Raw genomic sequence first — 23,708 nt, 5'->3', positions numbered from 1 at the left:
TGATATGCGCACTGAAATACTCAAGGGCCATGAGTATCCATCAGATAAGCTTATTGTTTTACATATGGATATGGAGATTTCCCCCAATGTCGTTGTTTCGCGCACTAAAAGCCAAATTATTTCCCTCAAGCCAAACTAGCCGCGATCCAAAAGACATTCATCTTCAAACTGAACCACAAGCCCCCAGCCAAGCACAAGAGCAAACGCAGGAGCCGTCAGTCGCTGCGCCGCTATTCCAGCGTCACTTCAGCTTAAAAATCCATGCGACAAAGGCAGACGCTACCGCTTGTGAAGAAAATGCCAACCACGGCTTAACTCTCTATCACTACGATACGCCCCAAGTCATAGAACTCTTAGGCTGGGAAAATGCCAATGAATGCTGCGACTTTCACCAAGCCGAATTCGACCGCCTCGAAATCGGCAATCAATCCCCTTTTCCCGAGCAACACTTTTGGCTCGGCAAAGAAAAAGTCTGCAGTATCATCCCCAAAAAGAGCGACTTAGTAAAAGAGTTGTGGCAGGTTGAACTTAATAATCTAGAGGCTTTATTGATAAGCCACTTTACGCTCGATGCAGACAATATAGTACAAGGTGACATTCAAGATTACGCCAGTTTAACGGGCCAACTGCATCGCACTTACCATCAACTCCATTCTGAAGACGGCGCGGGTATGCTGAGAATAATCACCCAAAGCCCAGGACTTACCCAAGCCGTCGATTCAAACTATTTTGGCGAGCGTAATGGGATTTCGCGCCAATTCGACGCCCTAGGGACGCTGCTGTTTGAAGGCCACTTTGTTAATGACCAACAACTCGGAAAACAAACATGGTACGACCATGAGGGCAAGAAAACGCAAAGTGAAGATCGCCACGCGAATGGCATGTATGTCACCCGTTATCATACGAATGGCAAAATAAGAGAAACCGCCGAACTCGACCGCAGTGGCAACTATATCAATAACTTGGCGCGTTTCTACGAATCGGGAAATTTATGGCTTAACCGCCCTATGGTGGCGAATAAAATCCACGGCATTGAATATATGTACTACGAATGTGGCGCCCTACAAGCCGAAATTACTCATGAGCATGGCCATATAGTGCAAGAGTTTTGGTTTCACACCAATGGCTTGATCAAGCAAACTATCTTCATTAATGACATGGGTAAAAGCGTCGAAACCTTCTACGAAAGCGGTCATATCGCATGGCGAGAGCAGTTCAATCCTGAAGGTTTGATTGAAGGGGATCGTAAAGAGTGGCATCCAAATGGCAAGCTCGCCAAACAACTCAACTTCACTAACGGTATCGCCCACGGCGATCGAGAAAAATGGTATGCCAATGGTCAGCTCGAAGAAAAAATCCCCTTCGAGAATGGCAAAGAGCAAGGCACAGCTTATTGGTACCATGACAATGGCCAACTCGCCCTTGAGATCTACCTTGAAAAGGGACTTAGAGAAGGTCTGTTTAAAAGCTATTACAAAAGCGGCGTGCTTTCGGGAGAAGGCCAATACCAAAATAATCTCTCGGTAGCGCCCTTTATCGAATATTACGAAAACCAGCAAGTTCAAATGTATTTACCGCACACCCAAGGCAACCGTGACGGCACGGCTCGCTGGTTTTATGAAGATGGCACGATACGCACTATCTCAGAATATGAAGTGCGCGACGGCCAAGGCTACCTCAGAGAATCCAGCTTTTATAATAAAAAGGGGATCCTCGAATCCTATCAGAGCCACTCTAATACCCGCTGTGGCTATCATCTTGAGAATAATCAAAGGGAATACTATCAAGATGGTATTGCCGACACTCGCATCGAATACTATGAAGATGGCACTATTCGCTGGTTACTCACCCGTACACAAGGGGATTTATTTAGCTCTAAATCCTTATCACCTCAAGGTTTAATTTTAGAAACTGGCACAATCCAAATTACCGATGGCCGTTATCTCGATGTTGGCCATTGGCAACGGTTTACGCCCCAAGGACAAGTGTATCGTGAAGTTTGGCTAGATGAAGAAGGCCAACTTATAGAAAGTCGTCACTACTTTGATGCTAATCAGCCTCTATCGACTCAAGAAGATGACGAAGCAGAATGGGATAACGCAGAGCCCCTTAATGATGGCTATGATAATTGCGACATCAGTGACTATGATGAAAGCGAAGACGAGAGCGATGACTTTGATTATGATCGTGCTGATTGGGAAAATGACGGGCTAAACCAGCGTTCAGATAACCATGGACATAGCGCTAGCCATAGCAACAATAGCGCATATTTGTCCCGCAACAAGTATCACAGACCCCATGCCGATACCACAGCGAAACAAGCACAAGCTCAAGCCGCAGCGGATGTCGACGCCAAAGAGCCGATATTGTCTTACCACTTAAAATTTGACGACGAAAGTAAGCTTTATTCAATGAAGCGCTATCATCCCAATAGCCACATTGCCGAAGAAGGTAATTTACAGATCCAAGGAGAAGAACAATTCTGGGTCGGTATCCACAATCAATACGACGAGCAAGGTAAGCTCAAGCTCTCCGAAACCTACACTATGGCAGGAGAGCCGATAGAGCATATCACCAGCACGAGTGCGATATTATTAAATTAATCAAGTTGATATGGATAATTTCAGTACCAATAGGTATGAAGGGTGAGTATAGATAATGCGGTAAGCCCTGATTTAACTTGGCTTACCTTATTTGTCTTACTTACCTTAATCGCCAGCTCGATAGAAGTAATGGAAATCTAGTCGCAAGACTAAAAACTAAAGCGCAAAAGTGGCGATAGTCTTTTGAATACCGACGACATCCGTACCACGCTTGAGTTCTTTGACTAAAGGCTCACTCTGGCCTGAGATCCAGATTTTGAGCTCGGCATCCATATCAAAATGGCCTGTGGTTTCCACTTCAAAATGGGTAATGGATTTATACGGTATTGAGTGGTAAGTAACCTTCTTGCCAGTAAGCCCCTGCTTATCAATTAAGATCAGACGTTTATTGGTGAAAATAAACAAATCGCGGATCACTTTGTAGGCGAGTTTTAATTCTTCTTGAATGCCCATGATGGGCCTTAATTCCTCGGCTAATTCCTGTAAATCAACCTCAGAAGCATTACCGAGTAAACCGTCTAACAATCCCATTTTAACATCCCTTATTATTGATATTATTTTCAATAAGATATCCGCTGATCGTCGCATGTGCAATATCGGGCTTTGATGAAAATATGGGAGTAGCTATGGTGAGAACAACATCAATGATAGGTAGGCACATGTAGGCGCACAGATGCTAGCTGAATGGGTGTTAGGAGCATTGCACAGGGCAATGCTCCTAATGACAAGTGTTAAAGGTGTTTCTGGCCTCGCACTTGACGGTTTTCACCGACCACCATCATTTCGCATTTAGGGCAGTCGAATACCAACTTGAGCACATCGTTACCGATTTCAAGCACCATAGGATCGGCCTTAATGCCTGGTACTTCCTTCGGACACAAATTAAAGTTAAAGCGCAGACAATGCTTAGTGATCATCAATGGCACGTCTTCGGTGACGCCGTTTTTCTCATAGGTATCTTGGATCTCAATCACGCCGTGACGTTGATAAAAATCCTTGGCCTTTTCGTTGGCAACATTACCTAAGTAACTCAAATGCTTGACGGGATAAACTGCATCTTGATTATGTTTCCACGGCAGTGGACGCATATAACCTTGTATACGGGCAGCCTCTAAGGCGGCAACGCCATCACGGCGCAGACCATTGAGCACTGACGCTGGCAAGAACCATGCATGTGCCGTATCGATACTGATACTGCGGGCAACAAAGTCGGTGCTACCGAGTTTACCTAGCTGAGTGCGGGTATTTTGTAAGGTCTTGTCGACATCTGTCGCAGGTGTCTTCTCAACCACTAAATTCACTGTGGCGCTTAGGCCATAGATATCAGTCAAGGTCAGCGCCAGTCCGTCTTGAGTGTCGCTCAAACGTAAATCGACGCCGATAATCCGCTTAGAAGATTCTTTCGATAACAGTGCTTCGAAGGCTTGGTTATGGTTACGGTATAAAGTCATGCCGACTTTTAAATCTCGCGGCACCTGCAATATATGCAGTTTTAAGCCTTCGGCGCGGTTAACCCGCAGTCCTTGCAACTTGTCATCCGATTGTTTTGCCATGGCAAAATTCGCAGGGAAGAACGCTAAGCCATCGCCGTTATTAAACTCATGGGTTGAGCTCACTTGGATAAAGTCTTTGCCTATGCTGACCACTTTACCGACTTCTTCGCCTATGTATTTTGGCGAGCGGAAATCTTTAATGCCTTGGCTACGTTCGTTAACAAAGTAATCTGTGCTGCCACGGTTAAAGGTCTTTTCAGGATCGGGGATAAAAGAATGTTCACAGCGGCCGTGGGACGAAGCCTTAAACTCAGGGCGACGCGCCATAATCGCATCCAGCTTTTGGCGATAATGCGCGGTGACGTTTTTAACGTAACTTAAATCTTTTAAGCGACCTTCAATCTTAAACGAGCGAATGCCCGCGTCGATGAGCGCTTCAAGGTTTTCAGTTTGGTTATTGTCTTTTAAAGACAATAAATGTTCATTCTGCGCTAACACATCGCCTTGACGGGTTTTAAGATTGCCCGGCAGACGGCACATTTGCGAGCATTCACCGCGGTTAGCACTGCGGTTACTAAAGGAATGACTCAAGTTACACAAACCACTGTAAGCCACACACAGAGCGCCGTGGATAAAGAATTCGAGCTGCATATTAGTATGCGCGGCCACATCACGGATTTGGCTCAAGCCTAATTCGCGGGCGAGCACCACCTGAGAAAAACCAACTTGCTCTAAGAACGCCACTTTTTCTGGGCTGCGGTTATCCATTTGTGTACTGGCATGCAGGGCAATCGGCGGCAAATTGAGTTGCAATACACCCATGTCCTGCACAATCAGCGCATCGGCACCGGCTTCGTACAATTGCCAAATGAGTTTTTCGGCGTCGGCCAGTTCGTTATCCATCAAAATGGTATTGAGGGCGACGAATACCTGAGCATGATATTGATGAGCATAAGTACAGAGTCGCGCGATATCTTCAACACTGTTACCTGCCGTTGCCCGCGCACCGAATGCGGGCCCCCCTATGTATACCGCATCAGCACCATGGCGTATGGCTTCGATACCGTAGTCAGCATTTTTTGCAGGCGCCAATAACTCAAGGCGGTTATGGACGTGAGAAAGATTCTCGGGAGTGTATATCTCTGGCTGGCTCATGGCTTCAAAGGCTCAACAGGGTCGTTAACAAAAAAGAGCGTAATTATAGCAAGAACTCAAATCCAGCTCTATCAGCAAATCATCAACTAATACGCTTTGCAGCGGCGCTTGAGTTTTCTCAGGAAGCTTAGTCTCACAAGCAATCTTTGGGCGTCGCACTTGCACCCTCAAGCCTAGCAGAGTATCTTTGCGGCGCATTGACGAATAGGCCTCATTATGACTGATTTTATTTACCAACCACCGACAACTCCTTGGCTCGATATTCTTTATCAAGATAAAGACATTATCGTCATAAACAAACCTTCGGGATTGTTGTCTGTGCCCGGTCGCGATCCTGCCCATTACGACAGTGTCTATGCTCGGGTAAAAGCTGAACATCCCCATAGCCAAATCGTCCACCGCCTCGATATGGCGACCTCAGGCGTGATCGTTGTCGCCCTTATTCGTAGCGCCGAACGTGAATTAAAACGTCAATTCCACGATAGAGAAACCAGCAAGACCTACTTTGCAAGGGTCGCTGGTCATATCAAAAATGATACGGGTAGTGTTGATTATCCGCTGATCTGCGACTGGCCAAATCGCCCCAAACAGAAAGTCGATCATCTTGTGGGCAAACCGTCGTTGACTCACTACCAAGTAATAAGTCGCGCCAAACGCTCAACGCTGGTGAAACTCACGCCAATCACTGGCCGCTCACACCAATTACGGGTACATATGATGGCGCTCGGTCATCCGATCTTAGGCGATGGTTTTTATGCCGACCCATTAGCCAAATCCTTAGCCCCTCGCCTATTACTGCATGCGGCAGAACTCACCATCAAACATCCCTACACGGGTGTCAGTATGACTTTTAGCGCAGAAGTGCCTTTTTGTGAGCCTTTGGGCGAACAATGATCACTAAAATCAACTAAGACGGGCAAAATCGGTAGCAATTCCCCATAAAAAAACGTAACTTTATGACAATTCATTACGTTATAGAGAGTTTATTTATGGATACCGCATTTCAGCGCGATCAACTCGATAATCATATCCTCGAAGCCCTAATGCAGGATGCCCGCACGCCCTTTGCCGAACTCGCTAAACGCTTTAGCGTGAGCGCGGGCACTATCCATGTTCGGGTAGAAAAAATGAAGCAAGCTGGGATCATCACAGGCGCGCAGATTACAGTAAATCCTAAAGCCTTAGGTTATGACGTCTGCTGTTTTATCGGTATCAATCTTAAAAGTGCTGGCGATTACCCCGCCGCCATAGCCAAACTCAATGCACTCGAAGAAGTCGTCGAAGCCTATTACACCACAGGCAACTACAGTATTTTCGTAAAGGTAATGTGCCAATCCATCGATGGTTTACAGCACGTACTCATCAATCGCATTCAATCGATCGATGAAATCCAGTCGACAGAAACCTTAATCAGCCTACAAAACCCAATAGTCAGAGCGGTTAAGCCTTAGGCTACAAAAGCAGCAAGCACACACAAACAGAACGACGAATGGCAAAGTGTGATTAACATCTTTTTAACTGCGAAAGTGTTAACCATACGGTATTTTTGTGTTACAACTTCATTGCTGTCATCAAAGAGTGCAGCAAAAACTATAACAATTCAGCTACAAGCACATTAATAAAGTGCTGAAAGCATTAATTGACAAGGAAGAAGTTGTGAAGACAAAACTATCGATCGCGATCTCCGCTGCACTATTATCAAGCGCAGCTATTGCTGGCACTGCAACCCAGTACAACACTACTAACCAAACAGCAGATCAGTATGCGGGACTCAGTGTTACAAAGAATGAAAGTAATGAGCAAAAACAAGCCGTTGCTTGGATGATAAGACTTAAAGCTCCTTCTGTTGCTCAACAGAGCCAATTAAAAGGCTTTAATCGTCAATCAGTAATGAGCAATATCGAAAGTTCACAATCAAAAGTTAAAAATGCTATTCAGAGCATGGATGCCGATATTAAGATTGTCGCAACCACCTCAAAATTGGTTAACTCCATTGTTGTTCAAGGTGATCATAAAAAACTCACTACTTTACTGAAAAATGCTGAAGTTGCAGATATTTTACCTATCTATGACTATAAACTCGATGTTGAAGCGAGTGCTGAGTACATCAAAGCAAAAGCCGTTATCGAAGCAGGTGTAGCATCAGGCAAAGGTCAGCGTGTTGCAATTCTTGATACGGGTGTTGATTACACCCATAAGGCTCTTGGTGGTTCAGGTTTAATTGCAGACTATCAAGCCGCAGTTGCAGCAAAAAGTGAAATGCCAAACTGGCCACAGGGTAAAGTGATTGGTGGTTGGGACTTTGTAAATAACGACCCGAACCCTATTGATGTTACAACTAACCACGGTACTCATGTTAGTCACTCAGTCGTTGGTACAGCACCAGATGTAGAGTTACTCGTCTATTCAGTGTGTAATTCAGGCTGCTCGGGTATTGCACAGCTTAATGCACTAGAAGCCGCTATGGACCCTAATGGTGATGGCGATATCAGTGACCGAGTTGATAGCGTAAACATGTCTTTAGGGGGGGATTTTGGCGATACTGACGGTGGTGCCGTTCAAGTATTGATCGATGAAATGGTTCAACTTGGCGTAAACTTAGTCATTTCTGCTGGTAACGATGGCCCAACACCTTTTGTTGTTGGCGGTCCAAGTACTACCAATAGTGCCTTATCAGTAGGGGCTATGACGCATCCAACAACTAAAGTTGGAAAAGTTGATGCAATGCTCGTTGGTGAATCAATTACTGCAATTGGTGCCGGATTTAATAAATCAAATGCATACAGTTTCACGAACACAACTGCTCCAATAGTTTATCCTTCAACTAACCAAAATGGTTGTGTTGCTTACACAGAAGACTTTACTGGTAAAACGGTACTCATTGATCGTGGAGTTTGCGGGTTCGCCGTTAAGGTTCTAAATGCACAATTAAAAGGTGCTTCATTCGTCATAGTGGCAAACAATGCCGCCAATGCTGGTGCTATTGTGATGGGAGGAGCGGACGATAAGATCACCATTCCATCGGTCATGATTTCAAAAGAAGATGGTGATGCGATCAAAGCAGCACTAGGATCAGGTGACGTACCTTTCAGCATTTCATCAACTGAAGTAACTACAGCTGGAGCAATTGCAACCTTTACTTCACGTGGACCTTCAATTGCAGGTACTTTAAAGCCAGAGATCACCGCTCCTGGTACTGACATATTAACTGCTCACCCAGGTTTAGGAGAAGGATTAACCCCAATTAGCGGAACGTCTTTCTCTAGTCCAATAACTGCTGGTGCAATTAGTATCATTCGTGAGGCGTTACCAAATCGCAACGCGTTTGAAATTAAAGCCACAATTATGAACGCGGCAAACTTAGACGTAACGCTTGAGCCAAAAGAAATCAATCCAGACACTGAGCTAGCACCAATCAGTTATATTGGTTCAGGATTAGTGAATGTTGAGAAAGCCGTTAATCTTCCTGTCGCCGCTTGGAATAAAGAGACTAAACAAGCTGCTTTAGCATTTGGTTTATTGGCTCTAAACAAAACAACTTCAATTACTAAAACTGTTTCTGTTAAGAACTTCTCAACTGCAGAGAAAACCTACACACTAAAAGTCGACCAGCGCTTCCAGAATGACTTAGATTCTGGTGCGCTAAGTTTTGCAGTACCTGCAAGCGTAACGATTCCAGCAGGGCAAACTGTCGACTTTGACGTTACAGCAACAATTGACCCAACAAAACTGCCAGAATGGACTCTAACATCATCCTATGAGCTTGATGGGACTGCTGCTGACGCTTCTACTGCATTAACATTGTCAGAATACGATGGTGCAATCCAATTTATGGATGGCGAAGACAAAGCACTACATTTGGTTTATCACATTCTACCAAAAGCAGCTGCAGCAATTTCAGTTGCAACCGAAGTCACAGCAGATGGTTTAGTACGGACACTAACTAACGTAGGTGCCACTTCAATTACCGATCCATTTACGGCGCCACTCATTGCCACTAGCCCTGTTGATTCATCAAGACGTCACGACCTGCTGAATGCATCGAGTGAACTGTTGTTAAGCAGCTCATGTGATGCAGGTATTGCGATATATAACACGCTGCAAATGCGCGATCCTATTATCCATCCTTTAGCGGGTAACTATTCAGTCGATTATGATCTCAACAATGATGGAGTTTGGGATTACACGGCAGCATCGGCGAACTTAAACTGGTTCAATGATGCATATCCAAGATCTATCTATGGTTTAGTTTCTAAATATGGTACTTCGTCTGGAACATTAGAACCTGTATTCCACGTGACTGGTAATGACTTCCTAACGAGTAAAGCCTGTTTTGAAGATTTAGGCTTAACTCAAGCGGATTTAGGTAAGACTATCAAGGTTCGCTTCCGTGTCGAAGACAGTGACTGGGCTCCAATTCCATCGGGTGATGAAGACAGCGTAGTAGCAACACTTATGCTTGATGGCTCAGGAACCTCTGCAATGCTAGTTGATGCAGAAGGCAATGAAGTCACTGAACTAAAACCGGGAGAAAGTGCAACTTTAGAAGCTCAAGTTGGCGATAATGCGATGGGCTTTATGTTCTTGTCTGATTCAGGCTCAATGTCTGTTGTTGCTAATACGTCAGATGAAGGTAACTCTGCTCCAACAGTAGCCAACGTGACGCTTTCAGTAAACAAAGGAGCTGCAGCTGGAAGTGTGTTAGGCAAATTAACTGCAACAGACCCTGACATGATCACAAGTCCATTCTCCGAGTTTGTCACTCTGAACTCTAACAGCAGCATGGTTGCTGTCGATAAGGATGGTACTGTACATTTAAGTGCTGACGCAGTCATTAATCAACAAAGCAAAACGATGGAAGTAGAAGTTATCGCGCTAGACACTATGGGCAACGCTTCGGCGCCAGCTAAAGTTACTATCATGATTAATAATACTAAGCCTACCGTTTCACCTAGCAGTGCAACTGCGACAGAAAACTCGTATGTTGCATTACTCGCTAATGGCAAAGATGCTGACAAAGATACATTAACATACACTTGGACGCAGACATCAGGTCCAGCAGTGAGCTTTGTTAATGGCTCAGAAAAAATTGGCTTTACGGCACCCGCTGGTGATAATGTTTATACATTCACAGTTGTTGCTTCTGATGGTGTAGATAGCAGTAATGCTGGAACTTCAACTGTAACAGTGAAAGCTAGTGCTTCAACTAGTTCTGGTGGTTCTGGTGGCGGTGCTCTAGGTTGGTTAACAGCCTTGTTGTTACCTCTGGCGGCAATGCGTCGTCGTATGAAGTAACAAGAAGTTAAACAGTAAAAAGGAGGCTAACTAGCCTCCTTTTTTATAACAAGTGTCCCGTCCTGAAATACGTTGACATAAAGAGGACTTCTTTATGACAACATCAAGTAACTCAAGCCGTAAGCGTACTCAACGCGATTACACCTTAGCTTTTAAATTAGGCGTTGTTGAACGTGTTGAAAAAGGCGAAATGACTTACAAGCAAGCGCAGACTCGTTTTGGCATTCAGGGGAAAACAACGGTACTCGTCTGGCTGAGAAAGCATGGTAAACTCGATTGGTCGAAACTCTTTCAGCATCCCCTTATGCCTCCTTCAAAAGAAACCCCAGCCGAAACTATCAAGCGCCTTGAACGTGAGTTAGCCGAAGCGAAACTGCGTAACCAAATTCTCAATGGTATGGTCGATATCATGGACAATGAATACGGAGCCGGCCTCAGAAAAAAGTACTTATCCGGTATCTCTGGCAAGCCAAAACCCAAAGCAAAATAAACCTTGCCGTTGCGTGTCGCGCTGTCGGTATTTCACGGCAAGGTATTTATCAGGCTGTCGCCCGAATGGCGAGCCGAAGCACTGAGCTATCGGTCATCAAAGACTGGGTCCAATATTGGCGTAACTATATGCCACGATTGGGGACGCGTAAGCTCTATACTTTGATACAGCCTAAGCTGGTTGAACATGATATCAAACTCGGGCGAGACGGGTTCTTTACCTACTTGAGAAGTGAAGGCTTGCTAGTTAAGCCCAAGAGAAGCTTCACAAAAACGACATTCAGCAAGCATTGGATGAAGAAGCATCCCAACCTGCTGAAGGAAGAGGGACTACACGATGCCGAGCATGTACTGGTCAGCGATATCACTTATCTCGAATCAGACCAAGGCGTGCACTATTTGTCACTAGTGACTGATGCCGCGTCACGTAAGATAGTCGGTCATCACTTGAGTACGGACATGAAAGCAGAAAGCGTAGTGAAAGCACTGAAAATGGCGGTCAAAGATAAGCGCTATAGCGCTAATGCGGTCCATCACTCAGACCGAGGTTCGCAATACTGCTCAGCCGTTTATCAAGATGAACTGCAGGCCAACCATATTCAGCCGTCGATGACAGACGGTTATGATTGCTATCAAAATGCGTTAGCAGAACGAGTAAACGGGATCCTGAAGCAGGAGTTTTTACTCTACCGGTGTAAAACGCTGGAAGAGCTGAAGAGACTTGTTAGAGAATCGATAGCGATATACAACGAAATGAGACCGCATCTGAGTTTGGATATGGAAACACCCAATCAGGTGCATAATAGAAAAGGCCAGCTACTGGAGCTGGCCTAGAAACTGTCAACCTATCTTAGGACGGGACAGCTCTCAATAAATATGTTTACGAACGTAACCCAATTCCCCGTGAAACTAGATAATACGCTAAGGTCCATAGGGCGACACAGAAACCGATCATAATGGCGATGGATAGTGGCACGCTGATGTCGGCGAAACCTAAAAAACCATAGCGGAACACGTTGATCATATAGACCACAGGGTTGAGTGCCGACACGCCTTGCCAGAAAGGGGGCAAGAGTGACAGCGAGTAAAATACCCCGCCAAGGTAAGTTAATGGGGTAAGTACAAAAGTAGGGATGATACTGATATCATCGAAACTTTTAGCAAAAACAGCGTTAATCAAGCCGCCTAAGGAGAATAGCACTGAGGTTAAAAACACTGTCATTACCACTAAACCGGCATGATGCAAGCTAATGTCGACGAAGAACATGGCCACAAGCGTCACTATTAGGCCGACACATAAACCGCGCGCCACACCGCCACCAACATAGCCAGCAATCAACACATAATGGGGCACAGGAGCCACCATCAGCTCTTCTAAATTGCGTTGAAACTTAGCACTGTAGAATGAGCTCGCCACGTTCGAGTAAGAGTTAGTGATCACTGACATCATGATCAAACCTGGGGCGATAAACTCCATATAAGATACGCCGCCCATCTCTCCAATTCGGCTGCCAACTAAGTTACCAAAAATCAAAAAATACAAGGTCATGGTAATCGCAGGCGGCACTAAAGTCTGGATCCAAATTCGCGTAAAACGATTGATTTCTTTGCTTAAGATGCTTTTAAAGGCGATAAAGTAGAGCTGGTTCATGCAGAGACTCCCTGAGTTTTCTTCACGAGTTCGACGAAGAGTTCTTCTAAGCGATTAGACTTGTTACGCATAGATAGCACTTCTATATTGGCCGCACTTAATTGGCTAAAGACATCGTTGAGATTTTGCTCTTTAACCACATCCACCTCTAAGGTATGAGAGTCAGTTAAGCGACAAGCCATGCCATCGAGTACTGGTGCCGTTGATGTATCGCGACGCAGATCGAGAATAAACGTCTCCATATTCAGCTTACTCAGCAGCGCCTTCATGCTAGTGCATTCCACTAAAATGCCTTTGTCGATAATGCCGATATTACGGCAAAGCATTTCAGCCTCTTCAAGGTAATGGGTGGTCAGGATGATCGTCACGCCTTGCTGATTAATTTGTTTGAGGAACTCCCACATAGAGCGACGCAGTTCAATATCCACGCCTGCGGTAGGCTCATCTAAAATCAACAACTTAGGTTCGTGCATCAGGGCGCGGGCGATCATTAACCGTCGCTTCATACCGCCGGATAATTCCCGCGATTGGCTATTACGTTTTTCCCACAAATCCAGTTGGCTTAAGTATTTTTTGGCGCGCTCAAGGGCAACAGGCTTAGGCACACCATAGTAACCCGCTTGATTCACCACGATTTGCAGTACGGTTTCAAACTGGTTGAAGTTAAACTCTTGCGGCACTAGACCAATACAAAGCTTGGCGTGTTCTAGCTGCTTATCGATATCATAATCAAAGACTTTGACCGAACCTGAACTCTTCTGCACTAAGGAGCTAATAATACCAATCGTGGTGGATTTACCCGCACCATTGGGGCCGAGCAAGGCAAAGAAATCCCCTTGATTGACGGTGAGGCTGATGCCTTTGACCGCTTCGACACCGCCTTTATAGGTTTTTTTAAGCCCTTCGAGTACCAGAGCATGGGTAATATTCGCCATATTTGTACCGATCCTTACACATTAGAAAGTAATAAGATGGTGCTAAAAAACACAATTACAATGATGGGTTGCAGAACTAAAGCAAAAAATTAGCTAATCGATTGAAAAACCAATCTTTAATGGTTCAATTATTTATACTATTTTTTATATAACCGTAAAAAGCAAAACTCCCGCCTGTTGCGGGAGTTTTAAACGGTATCGGACACTTAATCGAGTGGCACGACTTTCGCGATGTAAGGTAGATTGCGATATTGCTCTGCATAATCAATACCATAACCCACGATAAACTCATCAGGGATAGTGAAACCGATAAAATCGACCTTCACATCCACTTCACGACGTTCAGGTTTATCTAGCAGGGTGCACAGTGCAAGGCTCTTAGGCTCGCGCAGTAACAACATCTCGCGCACTTTGCTTAAGGTGTTACCTGAGTCAATCAAGTCTTCCACAATCAATACATCGCGACCGGCGATATCTGATTGCACATCTTTCAGCACTTTCACATCCCGTGAGCTGGTCATAGCATTGCCATAACTGGAAACCGACATAAAATCGATTTCAACATGGCCTTTAATTCGGCGACACAGGTCAGCCATAAAGACCACTGAGCCTTTTAACAAGCCTACCATCAGCAGACGTTCGCTGTGGGCATAATGGGCATTGATTAGCTCGGCCATTTGATCCAATTTCTGGCTTATCTCTTCTGCAGAGATCATCACTTCGGTGGTGTGTTTCATATAAGTCTCAATTGTCGAGGTCGCGGTTAGACTGTTTGTCATAACCCCAGCGACTCGTTAATGCATGGTCAACGCCCAAATGATCGAGAATTCGAGCGACCATGAAGTCTACCAGATCTTCAACCGATTTGGGATTGTGATAAAAACCGGGGGCAGCGGGCATAATGGTCGCGCCGAGGCGAGAAAGACTCAACATATGCTCTAAGTGTATGGCGCTAAAAGGAGTTTCCCTCGGCACTAAGATAAGTTGGCCGCGCTCTTTAATCACCACATCGGCGGCGCGTTCGAGTAAATTATTACTCATTCCGGTAGCCACTGCCGCTAACGTCCCCGTCGAGCAAGGGCAAATCACCATTTGTTTAGGTGCGGCGCTGCCCGATGCAGGCGGTGAAAACCACTCATCTTTGCCTAATACCACTAATTCGCCAGTAATAATCACGGCTTTTTCGTGCAGCAAAGCCAACAGCTGAGCATGGGCTTTGTCGCTGTTGGCGCTTAACTGCAAACCGTGTTCAGTCGCTAATACTACCCGAGCGGCACTGGAGATCATCAAAAACACTTGATAACCCGATACCAATAGACACTCGAGTAACTTAAGCCCATAAGGTGCACCCGAGGCACCTGTCCAAGCTAAGCTAATCGCCTTTGTCGACTTTGTGTAGCTCATCTTAAACCTGCTCTGCAGTTGAACGTAGCTCTAATGCGGCCAATAACTTCTTATGTAACCCGCCAAAGCCACCGTTACTCATCACCACTATGGTGTCACCCGCTTTGGACGTCGCCGCCACTTTGGCGACCACATCATCAATTTGATGTAACACAGTCACAGGGATCACCGCCGCTTCCATGGCTTCTTTCATATTCCAGTCGATGGTATCGGCTTGATATAAAAAGGCTTCGTCGGCTTGCATCATAGAAAAAGCTAAAGTGTCTTTATGGACACCGCTCTTCATAGTGTTTGAGCGCGGCTCGAGTACTACAGTAATCTTGCTCTGACCGACCTTAGCCCGCATGCCTTTTAACGTGGTCGCAATCGCCGTTGGATGGTGGGCAAAGTCGTCGTATACGCTCACACCGTTAACGGTTCCGAGTAATTCGAGTCGACGTTTAGGTGGCATAAACTTAGCTAAGGCTTCAATTGCAGCACTCGGCTTAACGCCCACGTGACGCGCAGCAGCAATGGCCATCATGGCGTTTTCAATATTGTGCTGACCAATCAAATCCCATTCGAGAATGCCTTGGGACTCACCATCAAAAAACACTTCAAAGCGATGACAATCATCACTTAAGGCTTTGCCATACCAACCGCTGCTCGATTCGGCTAAATGATAGGTTTCTTGCTCGCTCCAGCAACCCATATCAATCGTCTGCTTAACAGCATGGGAATCGGCAGGCCAAACGATCTTTCCCTCGCCAGGTACAGTGCGAACTAAATGATTAAACTGTTTTTGAATCGCAGCCAGATCGGCAAAAATATCGGCATGATCGAACTCAAGATTGTTGATCACTAAGGTACGTGGATGATAATGCACGAATTTCGAACGTTTATCGAAGAAGGCACTGTCGTATTCGTCGGCCTCAACCACAAAAAAAGCCGTCTTGCCTAAACGCGCCGACACACCAAAGTTTTGCGGTACACCACCAATTAAGAACCCAGGCTCATAACCACAATCATCTAAAATCCAGGCTAACATGCTAGAAGTCGAGGTTTTACCGTGAGTGCCAGACACTGCCAGTACCCAACGCTCAGGCAAAATATGATCGGCTAAAAACTGCGGGCCAGAGGTATAAGGGATGCCAATGTTCAACACGGCTTCCACGCAGGGATTACCCCGGCTCATGGCATTACCAATGACAACTAAGTCAGGATAATGCCCTGCTTCACCCAGCTGGCTGGGATCAAAACCTTGAATAAGCTCAATGCCTTGGTCCTCTAGTTGCGTGCTCATTGGAGGATAGACATTGGCATCCGAGCCCGTCACTCTGTGCCCTTTTGCCCTAGCCAATAACGCTAGACCACCCATGAAGGTTCCACAAATTCCTAAAATATGTACGTGCATACCGCTCGCTCTGATGTTTTGAATTCAACGCCATTCTAATCCATCGGGCGACAGATTGGCAGGTAACAATCGGCGAAAAGCACTGCAATCGCAAATGGCAGTTTTTAAATCCGTGGATTTCACATTCGAGTTGCAGAACTGAGATTTTTAGATAACAGGAAAACTAACACAAGGTCGAAAACTGTTGCAATGCAGGTACTAACGTAAGTCACGGTAGAGCTGAGCGTGCTGACTGCGGTGACGACTAAATAAGAATTGACGTAACGCTTCGCGCTCTTCGGTTTCAGCCTGAAACTTAACGAAGGCCAGACCTTTCTCGCTACGAATAGGCTCGATATCGACGCGCATAGTCTCGCCATTGGGCAGTTGCAATTGCAGATCTTTACTGCCTAGCAATTGCTTAAATTGCTGCTGTGATTTAGCGCGAATGGCCATGCCAGAACTGGATAACGAGGCAACAGACCATTGCTCACCTTGATCGTGGTCGAATATCCACACATCATCGGCTTGGGTTAACCGCCAACTGCGTTCTACTCCCGAGGCATCGAGCACTTCAGGCACGCCTAAAGTGGGTTGAAACTGTCCAAAGTCATCCACTTTCATCAGTAGCGGAAACCAGAGTTTATAGGGCCCGACTTCGGCTAATAGAGTGAGTTTTGCCTTACCGAGAATCGAGGCGATAACTTGCGGCACTTCAGTTGTGACTGTGAGCACGTGATTGACCAGGGGATCGTTAGTCAAGGCAGTGCCCACACGAGTCGGCGAAAAAAGTTCGCTAAAACAAGCAAGCTCCTCCGCGGATAATCGAGGTTCATCCATCATGATAAGTCCTCCCAAGTTAAATTCCTTATCCCAAAAAGTACCACCAAAGTATGGGATTGTACATTTTTACACCAAAACAGTGGCAAAAAACGGAATATAGGCTAGCAAGGCTAAATTCAAGACTCTATTAGCCATTTGCGCTATTTAACTTGGAAAATGCAGTGGATTGTTATTCCTCGCTTTTTAAACTGCTGGAAGGCGGAGCAAACAAGATACGTAGTCGTTGTTTAACACTCAAGCCTGTCGCGGTGACCTCAGCAAACATGTCTCGCCATTCGCTAAACGTCACTTTAAGGGGATTAAAACTATTTACAGGCTTAGTGATACCGTAAATCACTGTCTCCACTTCGGGCTCAAAAGTGCCAAACAGCTTGTCCCAAATAATCAGCACGCCCGCATAGTTTTTATCTATATATTGGGGATTACGACCGTGGTGCACCCTGTGATGTGACGGTGTATTAAAGACCCATTCCAGCGGTCCGAGTGATTTAATCGCTTGGGTATGCACAAAAAATTGCAATCCCAGATTGAGTAATACCACAAATACCACCCAGTTTGGGTCGAAACCTATGACCACCAGCGGCAACCAAAATAACCACATGCCCGCAAAGGGATACATTAAACTCTGGCGAAACGCCGTGCTAAAATTCATATTCTCAGAGCTATGGTGCACCACGTGAGCCGCCCACATCCAGCGCACTCTATGGCTCGCCCTGTGGAACCAGTAATAACAAAAGTCCTGCGCAACCATCAAGGCAATAAAGCTTAATGGGCCCATTTCAATATCGAATAACTTCCAACCAAACATCGCTAGATACAGCTTAGCGATCAACAAGCCAGTGAGCAGATCGGCGCCTTGATGCATGGCCGCGAGGCTAAAATTACACAGCACTTCTTGGCCGCGATAGCGAGCACTCAACGGTAGTTTTTGTCTTTTATCACCAAAATACCATTCCAGCAAAATACACACGAAAAACAGCGGCGCGAGCACGAGCAGTAACACTTCGGGGTGCTGGATCAGCGAGGCGATATCCATATAAGGTCGTCCTGTTCTCTTGTTGTTTTATGATTATTTTTAGTGTTTTTATATCGATTCTGAGCGAATTTTATAAACGGCTTTAAACGCCACAACACAGACAACCGCGGTCGGTTAGTCGCGTTTGACGACCCGCATTCGGTTACCAGCGGGCATAGTGATCTTCGGCAAGTCCCAGCACATTATTCAACTGGTAACTGCGCCCTTGATTATCAGTAATCGTGCCGCTGAAATGACCGATGAATTGGCGAAAATTACTCTTAAGCAAGAGCAAGTTACGCTTTTCACTGCGACAATTGCGCGCCGCGAACTGTAAATCCACTTGGCCATTTTGACTGTAGACTCGCCAAACCTCGGCGCCGAGCGTGGCGTGTCGATCAAATTCAAATTGCACTGGCCCGAGTAAATGACGCTCGCCATTAATCCAAAAGACATTTTCAGTAGCGCCGGTTTCATTGACGCCAGCAGCTAAATTAAGCCCCATAATGCCCTCATGGATCCGCGCGTTGATCGACGCCCAGCGCCAACTGGTATCGCGGCGCATGTAACCCGCCGAAAAATCATAACCAGCTAAAGCGTGATTCAGCGGCTGCGGCTCATGGGCTACAATCAAACTACCTTTAACCGTCAAACCATTATGCTTTTGTGTGTAAGTCCAGCCGTTGTATCCCGTAGGACTACACATGGCCATAGGCAAACTTAAGGGAGCTGAGTGCAAAGTCACATCGGCTTGAATATTTTTAGTATCAATGATTAACCGCCAACCGCCCTCTACAATCTCAAAGCTTAACTGCGCTCCTTTACGGCCAATACTACTTCGCCCCTCGGCTGGCGATGGCGTCATCTGATAGCCAAATCTTAAAGGTTTTAGCCAATCAAGCTGGGTGAGAGTGTTGGTTTTTATGTCGTATAAATAACAAAACGCACTGCCGACGTAAGCAATATCGGCGAGCGCAATGCCAAGGACATAACGCGGCGTGACCAAAGAGACAAACTGAAATTGTTTATAATCGAAATGCTTGGCCCACGCTGAAGCGGGTTTATCCATAGTATCGAAATAAACAAAGTCCGCTAAACCTAAGGTTTTGACTATGCCATCGAAATGGCCGAAATGGGGTAACCCCTTCGGATTGATCAGGCTATCTGGGGCAATTTGCGTTGCTATCGTTAACATGACTAAGCCTTACAGAAATAACGCGGGAGCATCTGTGCTCTCTCATTCTAAACATCGAATTTTTACTCTAACCCGTCCCCCTTTGCATTAAAAGAGTGCAAGGTCAAAATGTTGTCATTTTGTTGCCAGCCAATATTCTGCTTAATGCTTTAACATCCTAGGTTATAAAACGAAAAAGCGCCCAAAGGCGCTTTAATGCTAGATGCTAGATGCTAGATGCTAGATGCTAGATGCTAAGCAGGACTAGAATCGATAGCTCATTCCAAAGTTGATCCCCTGCAACTCTAACTCCTTCATCGGAAGATATTCATATTCCAAATTCAAACCGAATCCTGACTTAAAGCGATATTGCCAACCAACCGCGCCATAAAAGCCGACATCGTTCGAGTCCATCTCCTGCTTATCCATCTCATAGCTCACTTGAGTGTAGGCAGCGCCCAGCTTGGCATAAAGGCTGTTACCGCGAGACAACGCATACTCTCCGTAGGCTGTGGTTCTAACACCGTTATAACTCAAGTTTTTTATCTCGCTGATAATACTGACAAGCGCACTCGCAACACCACCGGAACCAGCTAAATAACCCGCTTCAACCCCAAAATGCTCGTTGAGCATATAACGGTAATATAAGTCGCCACTCAGGGTGTCACCGGCATCATATTTACCATTCTTAGTTTCAAACTCTTGGCTACCGTAACCTAAACTGCCGCCGAGTATATGGGCAGAATCCCCCGCGAATGCATTGGTGCTCATGATGCTTGACGCCAGTGTCAGGCCCACAATGAACGAAATTAACGACAGTTTTGGCATATTTTGCACCTAAAGAAATGAACTAACCCATAGTGAACGCTGGATATTATCACTAAAAGCTGTACTCCAACTGAATCGAGGTGTTCTGTGGCATCAAAAGTGATTTCTGGTATGCTGTAGCCACTTTTACTTGTACGAGAGATCCCATGAAACGGCTATTACTGACTTTGACTTTTCCCCTGCTGTTCGCGGGCTGTGCCAGCCAAAATCCGACTCATATGGCTTTCAGTCCCCAAGTGCCCAATATCAGCCAACAAACTGCACAACGTGTTCCTATCTCTCTTGAAACCGTCGATACACGCACCGTCGATTACGTGGCGCGCTTTATTGAAGAAGGGACAAAAACACGTTTGGTCGGCCCGAGTGAACCGCCTAAATTGCTGCTCGATGAAGTATTCCGCGCCGGCTTTAGCCAAGCGGGTTATCAAATCGATCCTAGCGCGACTAATTCAGTGCAAATTCAATTAGAAGAATTGCAAATGGATGTCACTAAAAAGACTTTTGGCTATGAGGCAAAACACAGTGTGTTAATCGCAGTGCAAGCCAAAAACTCAACCCAAGAACTGGTTAAACGCTATAAGGCAAAAGGCACCTTGAAAGGCCCTTTAACGCCCGATTTTGCGACCTTAGAGCTGGATATGAATAAATTACTCGGCCAACTCACAGGTGAAATTCTCAATGATCCTGAGCTTAATCAGTTTCTACAACAATAACAGCGTCAGTTTATTATAAGGAAATCAATATGCTCCGTTGGATATCAGCCCTCTTATTTCTCTTTATGAGTCACAATAGCTTCGCACTCGACATTCAGGCCGATACCTTGTATCCCAGAGTCGAGTTTGACACTAGCTTAGGCAAAATAGTGGTCGAACTAGATAGAACACGCGCACCTATCACTGTCGATAACTTTTTAACCTATGTCGTCAAAGGCGAATACGACAACACGATATTTCACCGTGTGATCAGTGACTTTGTGGTGCAAGGCGGTGGACTCACCCCTAAGTATGAAGAGTTGCCAGACGGCAAGCCGATAGTCAACGAATCAGGAAATGGCCTCACCAACAGCATAGGCACTATCGCCATGGCGCGGGAAAACGAGCCGCACTCAGCCACACGCCAGTTCTACTTCAACGTGGCCGACAATACTAAGCTCGACCCATCCAAACGCCGTTGGGGTTATGCCGTATTTGGTGAGGTGATTGAAGGTAAAACTGTCCTAGAAGCTATGGCTGTCGTTGAGACAGGCACGAACACTAAGCTCAATTGGCCTGATGTCCCTGTGACACCTATCATATTGAAAACCGCTAAGTTATTACCTAAACAGTAATCCAAAAATAATTTCGAGCAAAAGCGCTAATTTTGCATCTATACTGTTACAGCAAACAGAAAGGAGGCAAACGATGACGGCAACTGAGTTCATCGATAATAAAGCGCCCCAACTCGCCTTTTATGGAAAAGCGTTTTTGAGTGAAGAACTCGACTTCCATGAAGTGCAACTTTACTTATGGGACACGTTAGAAGAATGGCAGCAATTGAATTCGACTGGCGAAGCGCAAACGGAAACTGAAAAAGTGTTTTGGCACTTGCTCCACAGCTTTAACAGGTGGCCTGACTGTGTGATCCGCGGTAATCAATATCTGCGTAAGCAAGTTAATGATTGCTGTGACTATCTGAGTTTAGGCGGCCGAGTGCCGCAGGGATGCGTCGGGATAAGACCCTAAGTTCAGCATTCCTATCGATAGAAAATGGCCCTGTTATCAGGGCCTTTTTTTATCGCGCAATTCATTCCTCCCCCTTCATTTTTGTGATCTCTTTTACTTAAGGTATTAATACAGGCAATCAATGCCGACAATTAATGCTGACGATAAAAACCGCTGTAAACGCTTAGCAACAGAAGATTAACGCTTAAGCCATATTCAATCACCAAAATGCGCCAAACGAGAGCCTTGTACAAAAGGAATGCCATTAGCCCTTGAACCCTATGGCACCTTACCCGTAAGCTAGGCGGATTAAACACTTAGACTCATACCTATGTCCGCAACAGGTTTTATTCAACGTACACTCGATGCGCTCAGCGTCTATTATCACAAGCGGGTTTTAATCCTATTATTGTTAGGTTTTTCCGCCGGTCTACCGTACATGTTAGTTTTTTCAACGTTATCCTTTTGGTTGCGTGAAGCCGGCGTTGATCGCACTGCTATCGGTTATTTCAGCTGGATTACATTAGCCTATGGCCTTAAATGGGCTTGGTCGCCCTTAGTAGACCGACTCTCGATACCACTGTTAACTCGCTTTCTAGGCCGACGCCGTAGCTGGATGCTGTTCGCTCAGTTGTTATTGGTCGGCGCTATCTTAGGCATGTCGTTCAGCGATCCGCTCAAGGATCTCGAACGCTTGGCACTGTTTGCCTTAATGATTGCCTTCGCGTCTGCCACCCAAGATATTGTGATTGATGCCTTTCGAATTGAATCCGCCCCAGAAAAAATGCAAGCCGCATTAGCCGCCGCCTATCAAGTGGGTTACCGCAGCGCCATGATAGTCGCCACCGCAGGTGCACTCACCATAGCGGCTTGGGTCGAACCCGGTAACACAGCATACAACTTAGTGGCCTGGCAAACCTCTTACCTGATTATGGCGGGCTTGATGTCCGTGGGGATTTTGACCACGCTTTTTAGCCGTGAGCCCAAAGTCGATACCCGCGCCGCCGATGCCACTGAATTAGCCTTAAAACAACGCTTAAGCGCCACTTATCCAAGAATCATCGCCGCTGGTATGTCATGGGTATACACGGCCTGTATTTTACCCTTTATCGACTTTTTCAAACGCTATGGCTACAGTGCTATCCTCATCCTATTGCTGATTTCTTGCTACCGGATCTCGGATATTGTGATGGGCATTATGGCGAACGTCTTTTATGTGGATATGGGCTTCACTAAGGAAGAAGTTGCCTATTTAAGTAAAATCTATGGCCTGATCATGACCTTAGTCGGCGGTGCCTTCGGCGGTGTTTTGTTAGCGCGTTATGGCACGATGAAGATCCTTTTCCTTGGCGCTTTGCTGGTGGCGGTAACCAATCTGTTATTCGCGTGGCAGGCGGTAATTGGCTATAACGTGCCCTTTTTAACCTTTGCCATTTCCGTAGACAACTTTAGCGCAGGAATCGCTACGGTTGCCTTTATGGCCTATCTATCGAGTCTCACGAGTAATGGCTACAGTGCGACGCAATATGCCTTACTGTCTTCGATTATGGTACTGTTCCCAAAGTTTATCGCGGGCTTCTCGGGGGCTTATGTCGACGCATTTGGCTATGTGAACTTCTTTGTCGCCGCCAGTGTTATTGGTTTTCCTGTGTTGTTTTTGGTTATCTTAGTCAACAAGTATGCACCGCACCCAAGTACATCATTAATGGATGATTCGTCAAAAGATACAGCAGCAAAATCGGATTAAGGTC

Annotated in this window: 20 protein-coding genes; 9 read left to right on the top strand and 11 right to left on the bottom strand. The window is 45.8% G+C overall.

Annotated elements, in window-relative coordinates; all coding sequences use genetic code 11:
• Nucleotides 1–86 precede the first annotated feature (86 nt).
• A complete protein-coding gene (locus DYH48_RS02230) occupies nucleotides 87–2,603 on the top strand; it encodes a toxin-antitoxin system YwqK family antitoxin (RefSeq protein ID WP_115333935.1) in 2,517 nt (838 codons plus the stop codon).
• Between the two features lie 156 nt (nucleotides 2,604–2,759).
• Here DYH48_RS02230 and DYH48_RS02225 read toward each other — a convergent pair whose 3' ends face one another.
• Together DYH48_RS02225 and DYH48_RS02220 are read right to left on the bottom strand one after the other, a co-directional pair.
• Nucleotides 2,760–3,134: a PH domain-containing protein gene (locus DYH48_RS02225; protein ID WP_006084057.1), complete on the bottom strand. Its 375-nt coding sequence runs from the start codon at nucleotides 3,132–3,134 to the stop codon at nucleotides 2,760–2,762.
• Between the two features lie 200 nt (nucleotides 3,135–3,334).
• Nucleotides 3,335–5,251 carry a peptidase U32 family protein gene (locus DYH48_RS02220; protein ID WP_115333934.1) on the bottom strand — a complete coding sequence of 639 codons (1,917 nt, stop codon included), beginning with the start codon at nucleotides 5,249–5,251 and terminating at the stop codon, nucleotides 3,335–3,337.
• Nucleotides 5,252–5,467: 216 nt separating this feature from the next.
• Between DYH48_RS02220 and rluA the strand changes: the two genes are divergently transcribed.
• The 4 genes from rluA to DYH48_RS02195 all read left to right on the top strand — a co-directional run bounded on the left by rluA (nucleotide 5,468) and on the right by DYH48_RS02195 (nucleotide 11,869).
• Nucleotides 5,468–6,145, top strand: coding sequence for a bifunctional tRNA pseudouridine(32) synthase/23S rRNA pseudouridine(746) synthase RluA (rluA, locus tag DYH48_RS02210; protein ID WP_115333932.1), 678 nt, complete (start codon nucleotides 5,468–5,470; stop codon nucleotides 6,143–6,145).
• A gap of 95 nt (nucleotides 6,146–6,240) precedes the next feature.
• Complete coding sequence (gene asnC / locus DYH48_RS02205) at nucleotides 6,241–6,702, top strand: transcriptional regulator AsnC (protein WP_006080290.1); 462 nt, start codon at nucleotides 6,241–6,243, stop codon at nucleotides 6,700–6,702.
• A 205-nt stretch (nucleotides 6,703–6,907) separates the two neighbouring features.
• Nucleotides 6,908–10,546, top strand: coding sequence for a S8 family serine peptidase (locus DYH48_RS02200; RefSeq protein WP_012588502.1), 3,639 nt, complete (start codon nucleotides 6,908–6,910; stop codon nucleotides 10,544–10,546).
• Between the two features lie 94 nt (nucleotides 10,547–10,640).
• Nucleotides 10,641–11,869 (top strand): IS3-like element ISSba4 family transposase gene (locus DYH48_RS02195; RefSeq protein ID WP_115333931.1). Its coding sequence is split into 2 segments (ribosomal slippage): nucleotides 10,641–10,992 and nucleotides 10,992–11,869, totalling 1,230 coding nucleotides; the frame shifts between segments, so codons are not numbered across the junction.
• A gap of 46 nt (nucleotides 11,870–11,915) precedes the next feature.
• On the opposite strand, the gene DYH48_RS02190 is transcribed toward DYH48_RS02195, so the two are convergent.
• From DYH48_RS02190 to DYH48_RS02150, 9 genes are all read right to left on the bottom strand, one after another.
• Entirely contained in the window at nucleotides 11,916–12,686 is a 771-nt protein-coding gene (locus DYH48_RS02190; protein WP_006080287.1) for an ABC transporter permease, read from the bottom strand.
• Complete coding sequence (locus DYH48_RS02185) at nucleotides 12,683–13,621, bottom strand: ABC transporter ATP-binding protein (protein ID WP_071938544.1); 939 nt, start codon at nucleotides 13,619–13,621, stop codon at nucleotides 12,683–12,685. Before DYH48_RS02185 ends, DYH48_RS02190 begins: the two co-directional genes overlap by 4 nt.
• A 206-nt stretch (nucleotides 13,622–13,827) precedes the next feature.
• A complete protein-coding gene (gene hpt / locus DYH48_RS02180) occupies nucleotides 13,828–14,358 on the bottom strand; it encodes a hypoxanthine phosphoribosyltransferase (protein ID WP_011845844.1) in 531 nt (176 codons plus the stop codon).
• 7 nt (nucleotides 14,359–14,365) lie between these two features.
• Nucleotides 14,366–15,025 (bottom strand): flavin prenyltransferase UbiX, encoded by a 660-nt coding sequence (locus tag DYH48_RS02175; RefSeq protein WP_115333930.1) that lies wholly within the window; start codon nucleotides 15,023–15,025, stop codon nucleotides 14,366–14,368.
• Between the two features lies 1 nt (nucleotide 15,026).
• Entirely contained in the window at nucleotides 15,027–16,418 is a 1,392-nt protein-coding gene (gene mpl, locus DYH48_RS02170) for a UDP-N-acetylmuramate:L-alanyl-gamma-D-glutamyl-meso-diaminopimelate ligase (protein ID WP_115333929.1), read from the bottom strand.
• A gap of 198 nt (nucleotides 16,419–16,616) precedes the next feature.
• Nucleotides 16,617–17,240, bottom strand: coding sequence for a hypothetical protein (locus tag DYH48_RS02165; RefSeq protein ID WP_006080282.1), 624 nt, complete (start codon nucleotides 17,238–17,240; stop codon nucleotides 16,617–16,619).
• A gap of 169 nt (nucleotides 17,241–17,409) precedes the next feature.
• Nucleotides 17,410–18,276 (bottom strand): sterol desaturase family protein, encoded by an 867-nt coding sequence (locus DYH48_RS02160; protein ID WP_115333928.1) that lies wholly within the window; start codon nucleotides 18,274–18,276, stop codon nucleotides 17,410–17,412.
• Between the two features lie 142 nt (nucleotides 18,277–18,418).
• Nucleotides 18,419–19,450 carry a DUF2804 domain-containing protein gene (locus tag DYH48_RS02155; protein ID WP_115333927.1) on the bottom strand — a complete coding sequence of 344 codons (1,032 nt, stop codon included), beginning with the start codon at nucleotides 19,448–19,450 and terminating at the stop codon, nucleotides 18,419–18,421.
• 243 nt (nucleotides 19,451–19,693) lie between these two features.
• Entirely contained in the window at nucleotides 19,694–20,257 is a 564-nt protein-coding gene (locus tag DYH48_RS02150) for a porin family protein (protein ID WP_115333926.1), read from the bottom strand.
• A gap of 146 nt (nucleotides 20,258–20,403) precedes the next feature.
• On the opposite strand from DYH48_RS02150, the gene DYH48_RS02145 reads away from it, so the two are divergent.
• From DYH48_RS02145 to DYH48_RS02130, 4 genes are all read left to right on the top strand, one after another.
• Nucleotides 20,404–20,970 carry a YajG family lipoprotein gene (locus DYH48_RS02145; protein ID WP_006080278.1) on the top strand — a complete coding sequence of 189 codons (567 nt, stop codon included), beginning with the start codon at nucleotides 20,404–20,406 and terminating at the stop codon, nucleotides 20,968–20,970.
• A gap of 29 nt (nucleotides 20,971–20,999) precedes the next feature.
• Nucleotides 21,000–21,584 (top strand): peptidylprolyl isomerase, encoded by a 585-nt coding sequence (locus DYH48_RS02140; protein ID WP_012588510.1) that lies wholly within the window; start codon nucleotides 21,000–21,002, stop codon nucleotides 21,582–21,584.
• A 73-nt stretch (nucleotides 21,585–21,657) separates the two neighbouring features.
• Nucleotides 21,658–21,978 (top strand): hypothetical protein, encoded by a 321-nt coding sequence (locus DYH48_RS02135; protein ID WP_006080276.1) that lies wholly within the window; start codon nucleotides 21,658–21,660, stop codon nucleotides 21,976–21,978.
• 310 nt (nucleotides 21,979–22,288) lie between these two features.
• Nucleotides 22,289–23,704, top strand: a complete 1,416-nt coding sequence (locus DYH48_RS02130) for an AmpG family muropeptide MFS transporter (protein WP_115333925.1) — start codon at nucleotides 22,289–22,291, stop codon at nucleotides 23,702–23,704.
• Nucleotides 23,705–23,708: the final 4 nt, after the last annotated feature.

It is taken from the genome of Shewanella baltica (assembly GCF_900456975.1).
Classification (GTDB): Bacteria; Pseudomonadota; Gammaproteobacteria; order Enterobacterales; family Shewanellaceae; genus Shewanella; species Shewanella baltica.
The sequence above is the reverse complement of the archived record's forward strand: the minus strand, read 5'-3'. Positions and strand labels throughout refer to the sequence as shown.

What these genes read in the sequence shown, in the direction of transcription:
- DYH48_RS02230 (WP_115333935.1), top strand. Translation starts at nt 87, where the DNA reads ATGTCGTTGTTTCGCGCACTAAAAGCCAAATTATTTCCCTCAAGCCAA.
- DYH48_RS02175 (WP_115333930.1), bottom strand. Translation starts at nt 15,025, where the DNA reads ATGAGCTACACAAAGTCGACAAAGGCGATTAGCTTAGCTTGGACAGGT.
- asnC (WP_006080290.1), top strand. Translation starts at nt 6,241, where the DNA reads ATGGATACCGCATTTCAGCGCGATCAACTCGATAATCATATCCTCGAA.
- DYH48_RS02225 (WP_006084057.1), bottom strand. Translation starts at nt 3,134, where the DNA reads ATGGGATTGTTAGACGGTTTACTCGGTAATGCTTCTGAGGTTGATTTA.
- DYH48_RS02190 (WP_006080287.1), bottom strand. Translation starts at nt 12,686, where the DNA reads ATGAACCAGCTCTACTTTATCGCCTTTAAAAGCATCTTAAGCAAAGAA.
- DYH48_RS02165 (WP_006080282.1), bottom strand. Translation starts at nt 17,240, where the DNA reads ATGATGGATGAACCTCGATTATCCGCGGAGGAGCTTGCTTGTTTTAGC.
- mpl (WP_115333929.1), bottom strand. Translation starts at nt 16,418, where the DNA reads ATGCACGTACATATTTTAGGAATTTGTGGAACCTTCATGGGTGGTCTA.
- rluA (WP_115333932.1), top strand. Translation starts at nt 5,468, where the DNA reads ATGACTGATTTTATTTACCAACCACCGACAACTCCTTGGCTCGATATT.
- DYH48_RS02135 (WP_006080276.1), top strand. Translation starts at nt 21,658, where the DNA reads ATGACGGCAACTGAGTTCATCGATAATAAAGCGCCCCAACTCGCCTTT.
- DYH48_RS02145 (WP_006080278.1), top strand. Translation starts at nt 20,404, where the DNA reads ATGAAACGGCTATTACTGACTTTGACTTTTCCCCTGCTGTTCGCGGGC.
- DYH48_RS02130 (WP_115333925.1), top strand. Translation starts at nt 22,289, where the DNA reads ATGTCCGCAACAGGTTTTATTCAACGTACACTCGATGCGCTCAGCGTC.
- hpt (WP_011845844.1), bottom strand. Translation starts at nt 14,358, where the DNA reads ATGAAACACACCACCGAAGTGATGATCTCTGCAGAAGAGATAAGCCAG.
- DYH48_RS02140 (WP_012588510.1), top strand. Translation starts at nt 21,000, where the DNA reads ATGCTCCGTTGGATATCAGCCCTCTTATTTCTCTTTATGAGTCACAAT.
- DYH48_RS02185 (WP_071938544.1), bottom strand. Translation starts at nt 13,621, where the DNA reads ATGGCGAATATTACCCATGCTCTGGTACTCGAAGGGCTTAAAAAAACC.
- DYH48_RS02160 (WP_115333928.1), bottom strand. Translation starts at nt 18,276, where the DNA reads ATGGATATCGCCTCGCTGATCCAGCACCCCGAAGTGTTACTGCTCGTG.
- DYH48_RS02155 (WP_115333927.1), bottom strand. Translation starts at nt 19,450, where the DNA reads ATGTTAACGATAGCAACGCAAATTGCCCCAGATAGCCTGATCAATCCG.
- DYH48_RS02220 (WP_115333934.1), bottom strand. Translation starts at nt 5,251, where the DNA reads ATGAGCCAGCCAGAGATATACACTCCCGAGAATCTTTCTCACGTCCAT.
- DYH48_RS02150 (WP_115333926.1), bottom strand. Translation starts at nt 20,257, where the DNA reads ATGCCAAAACTGTCGTTAATTTCGTTCATTGTGGGCCTGACACTGGCG.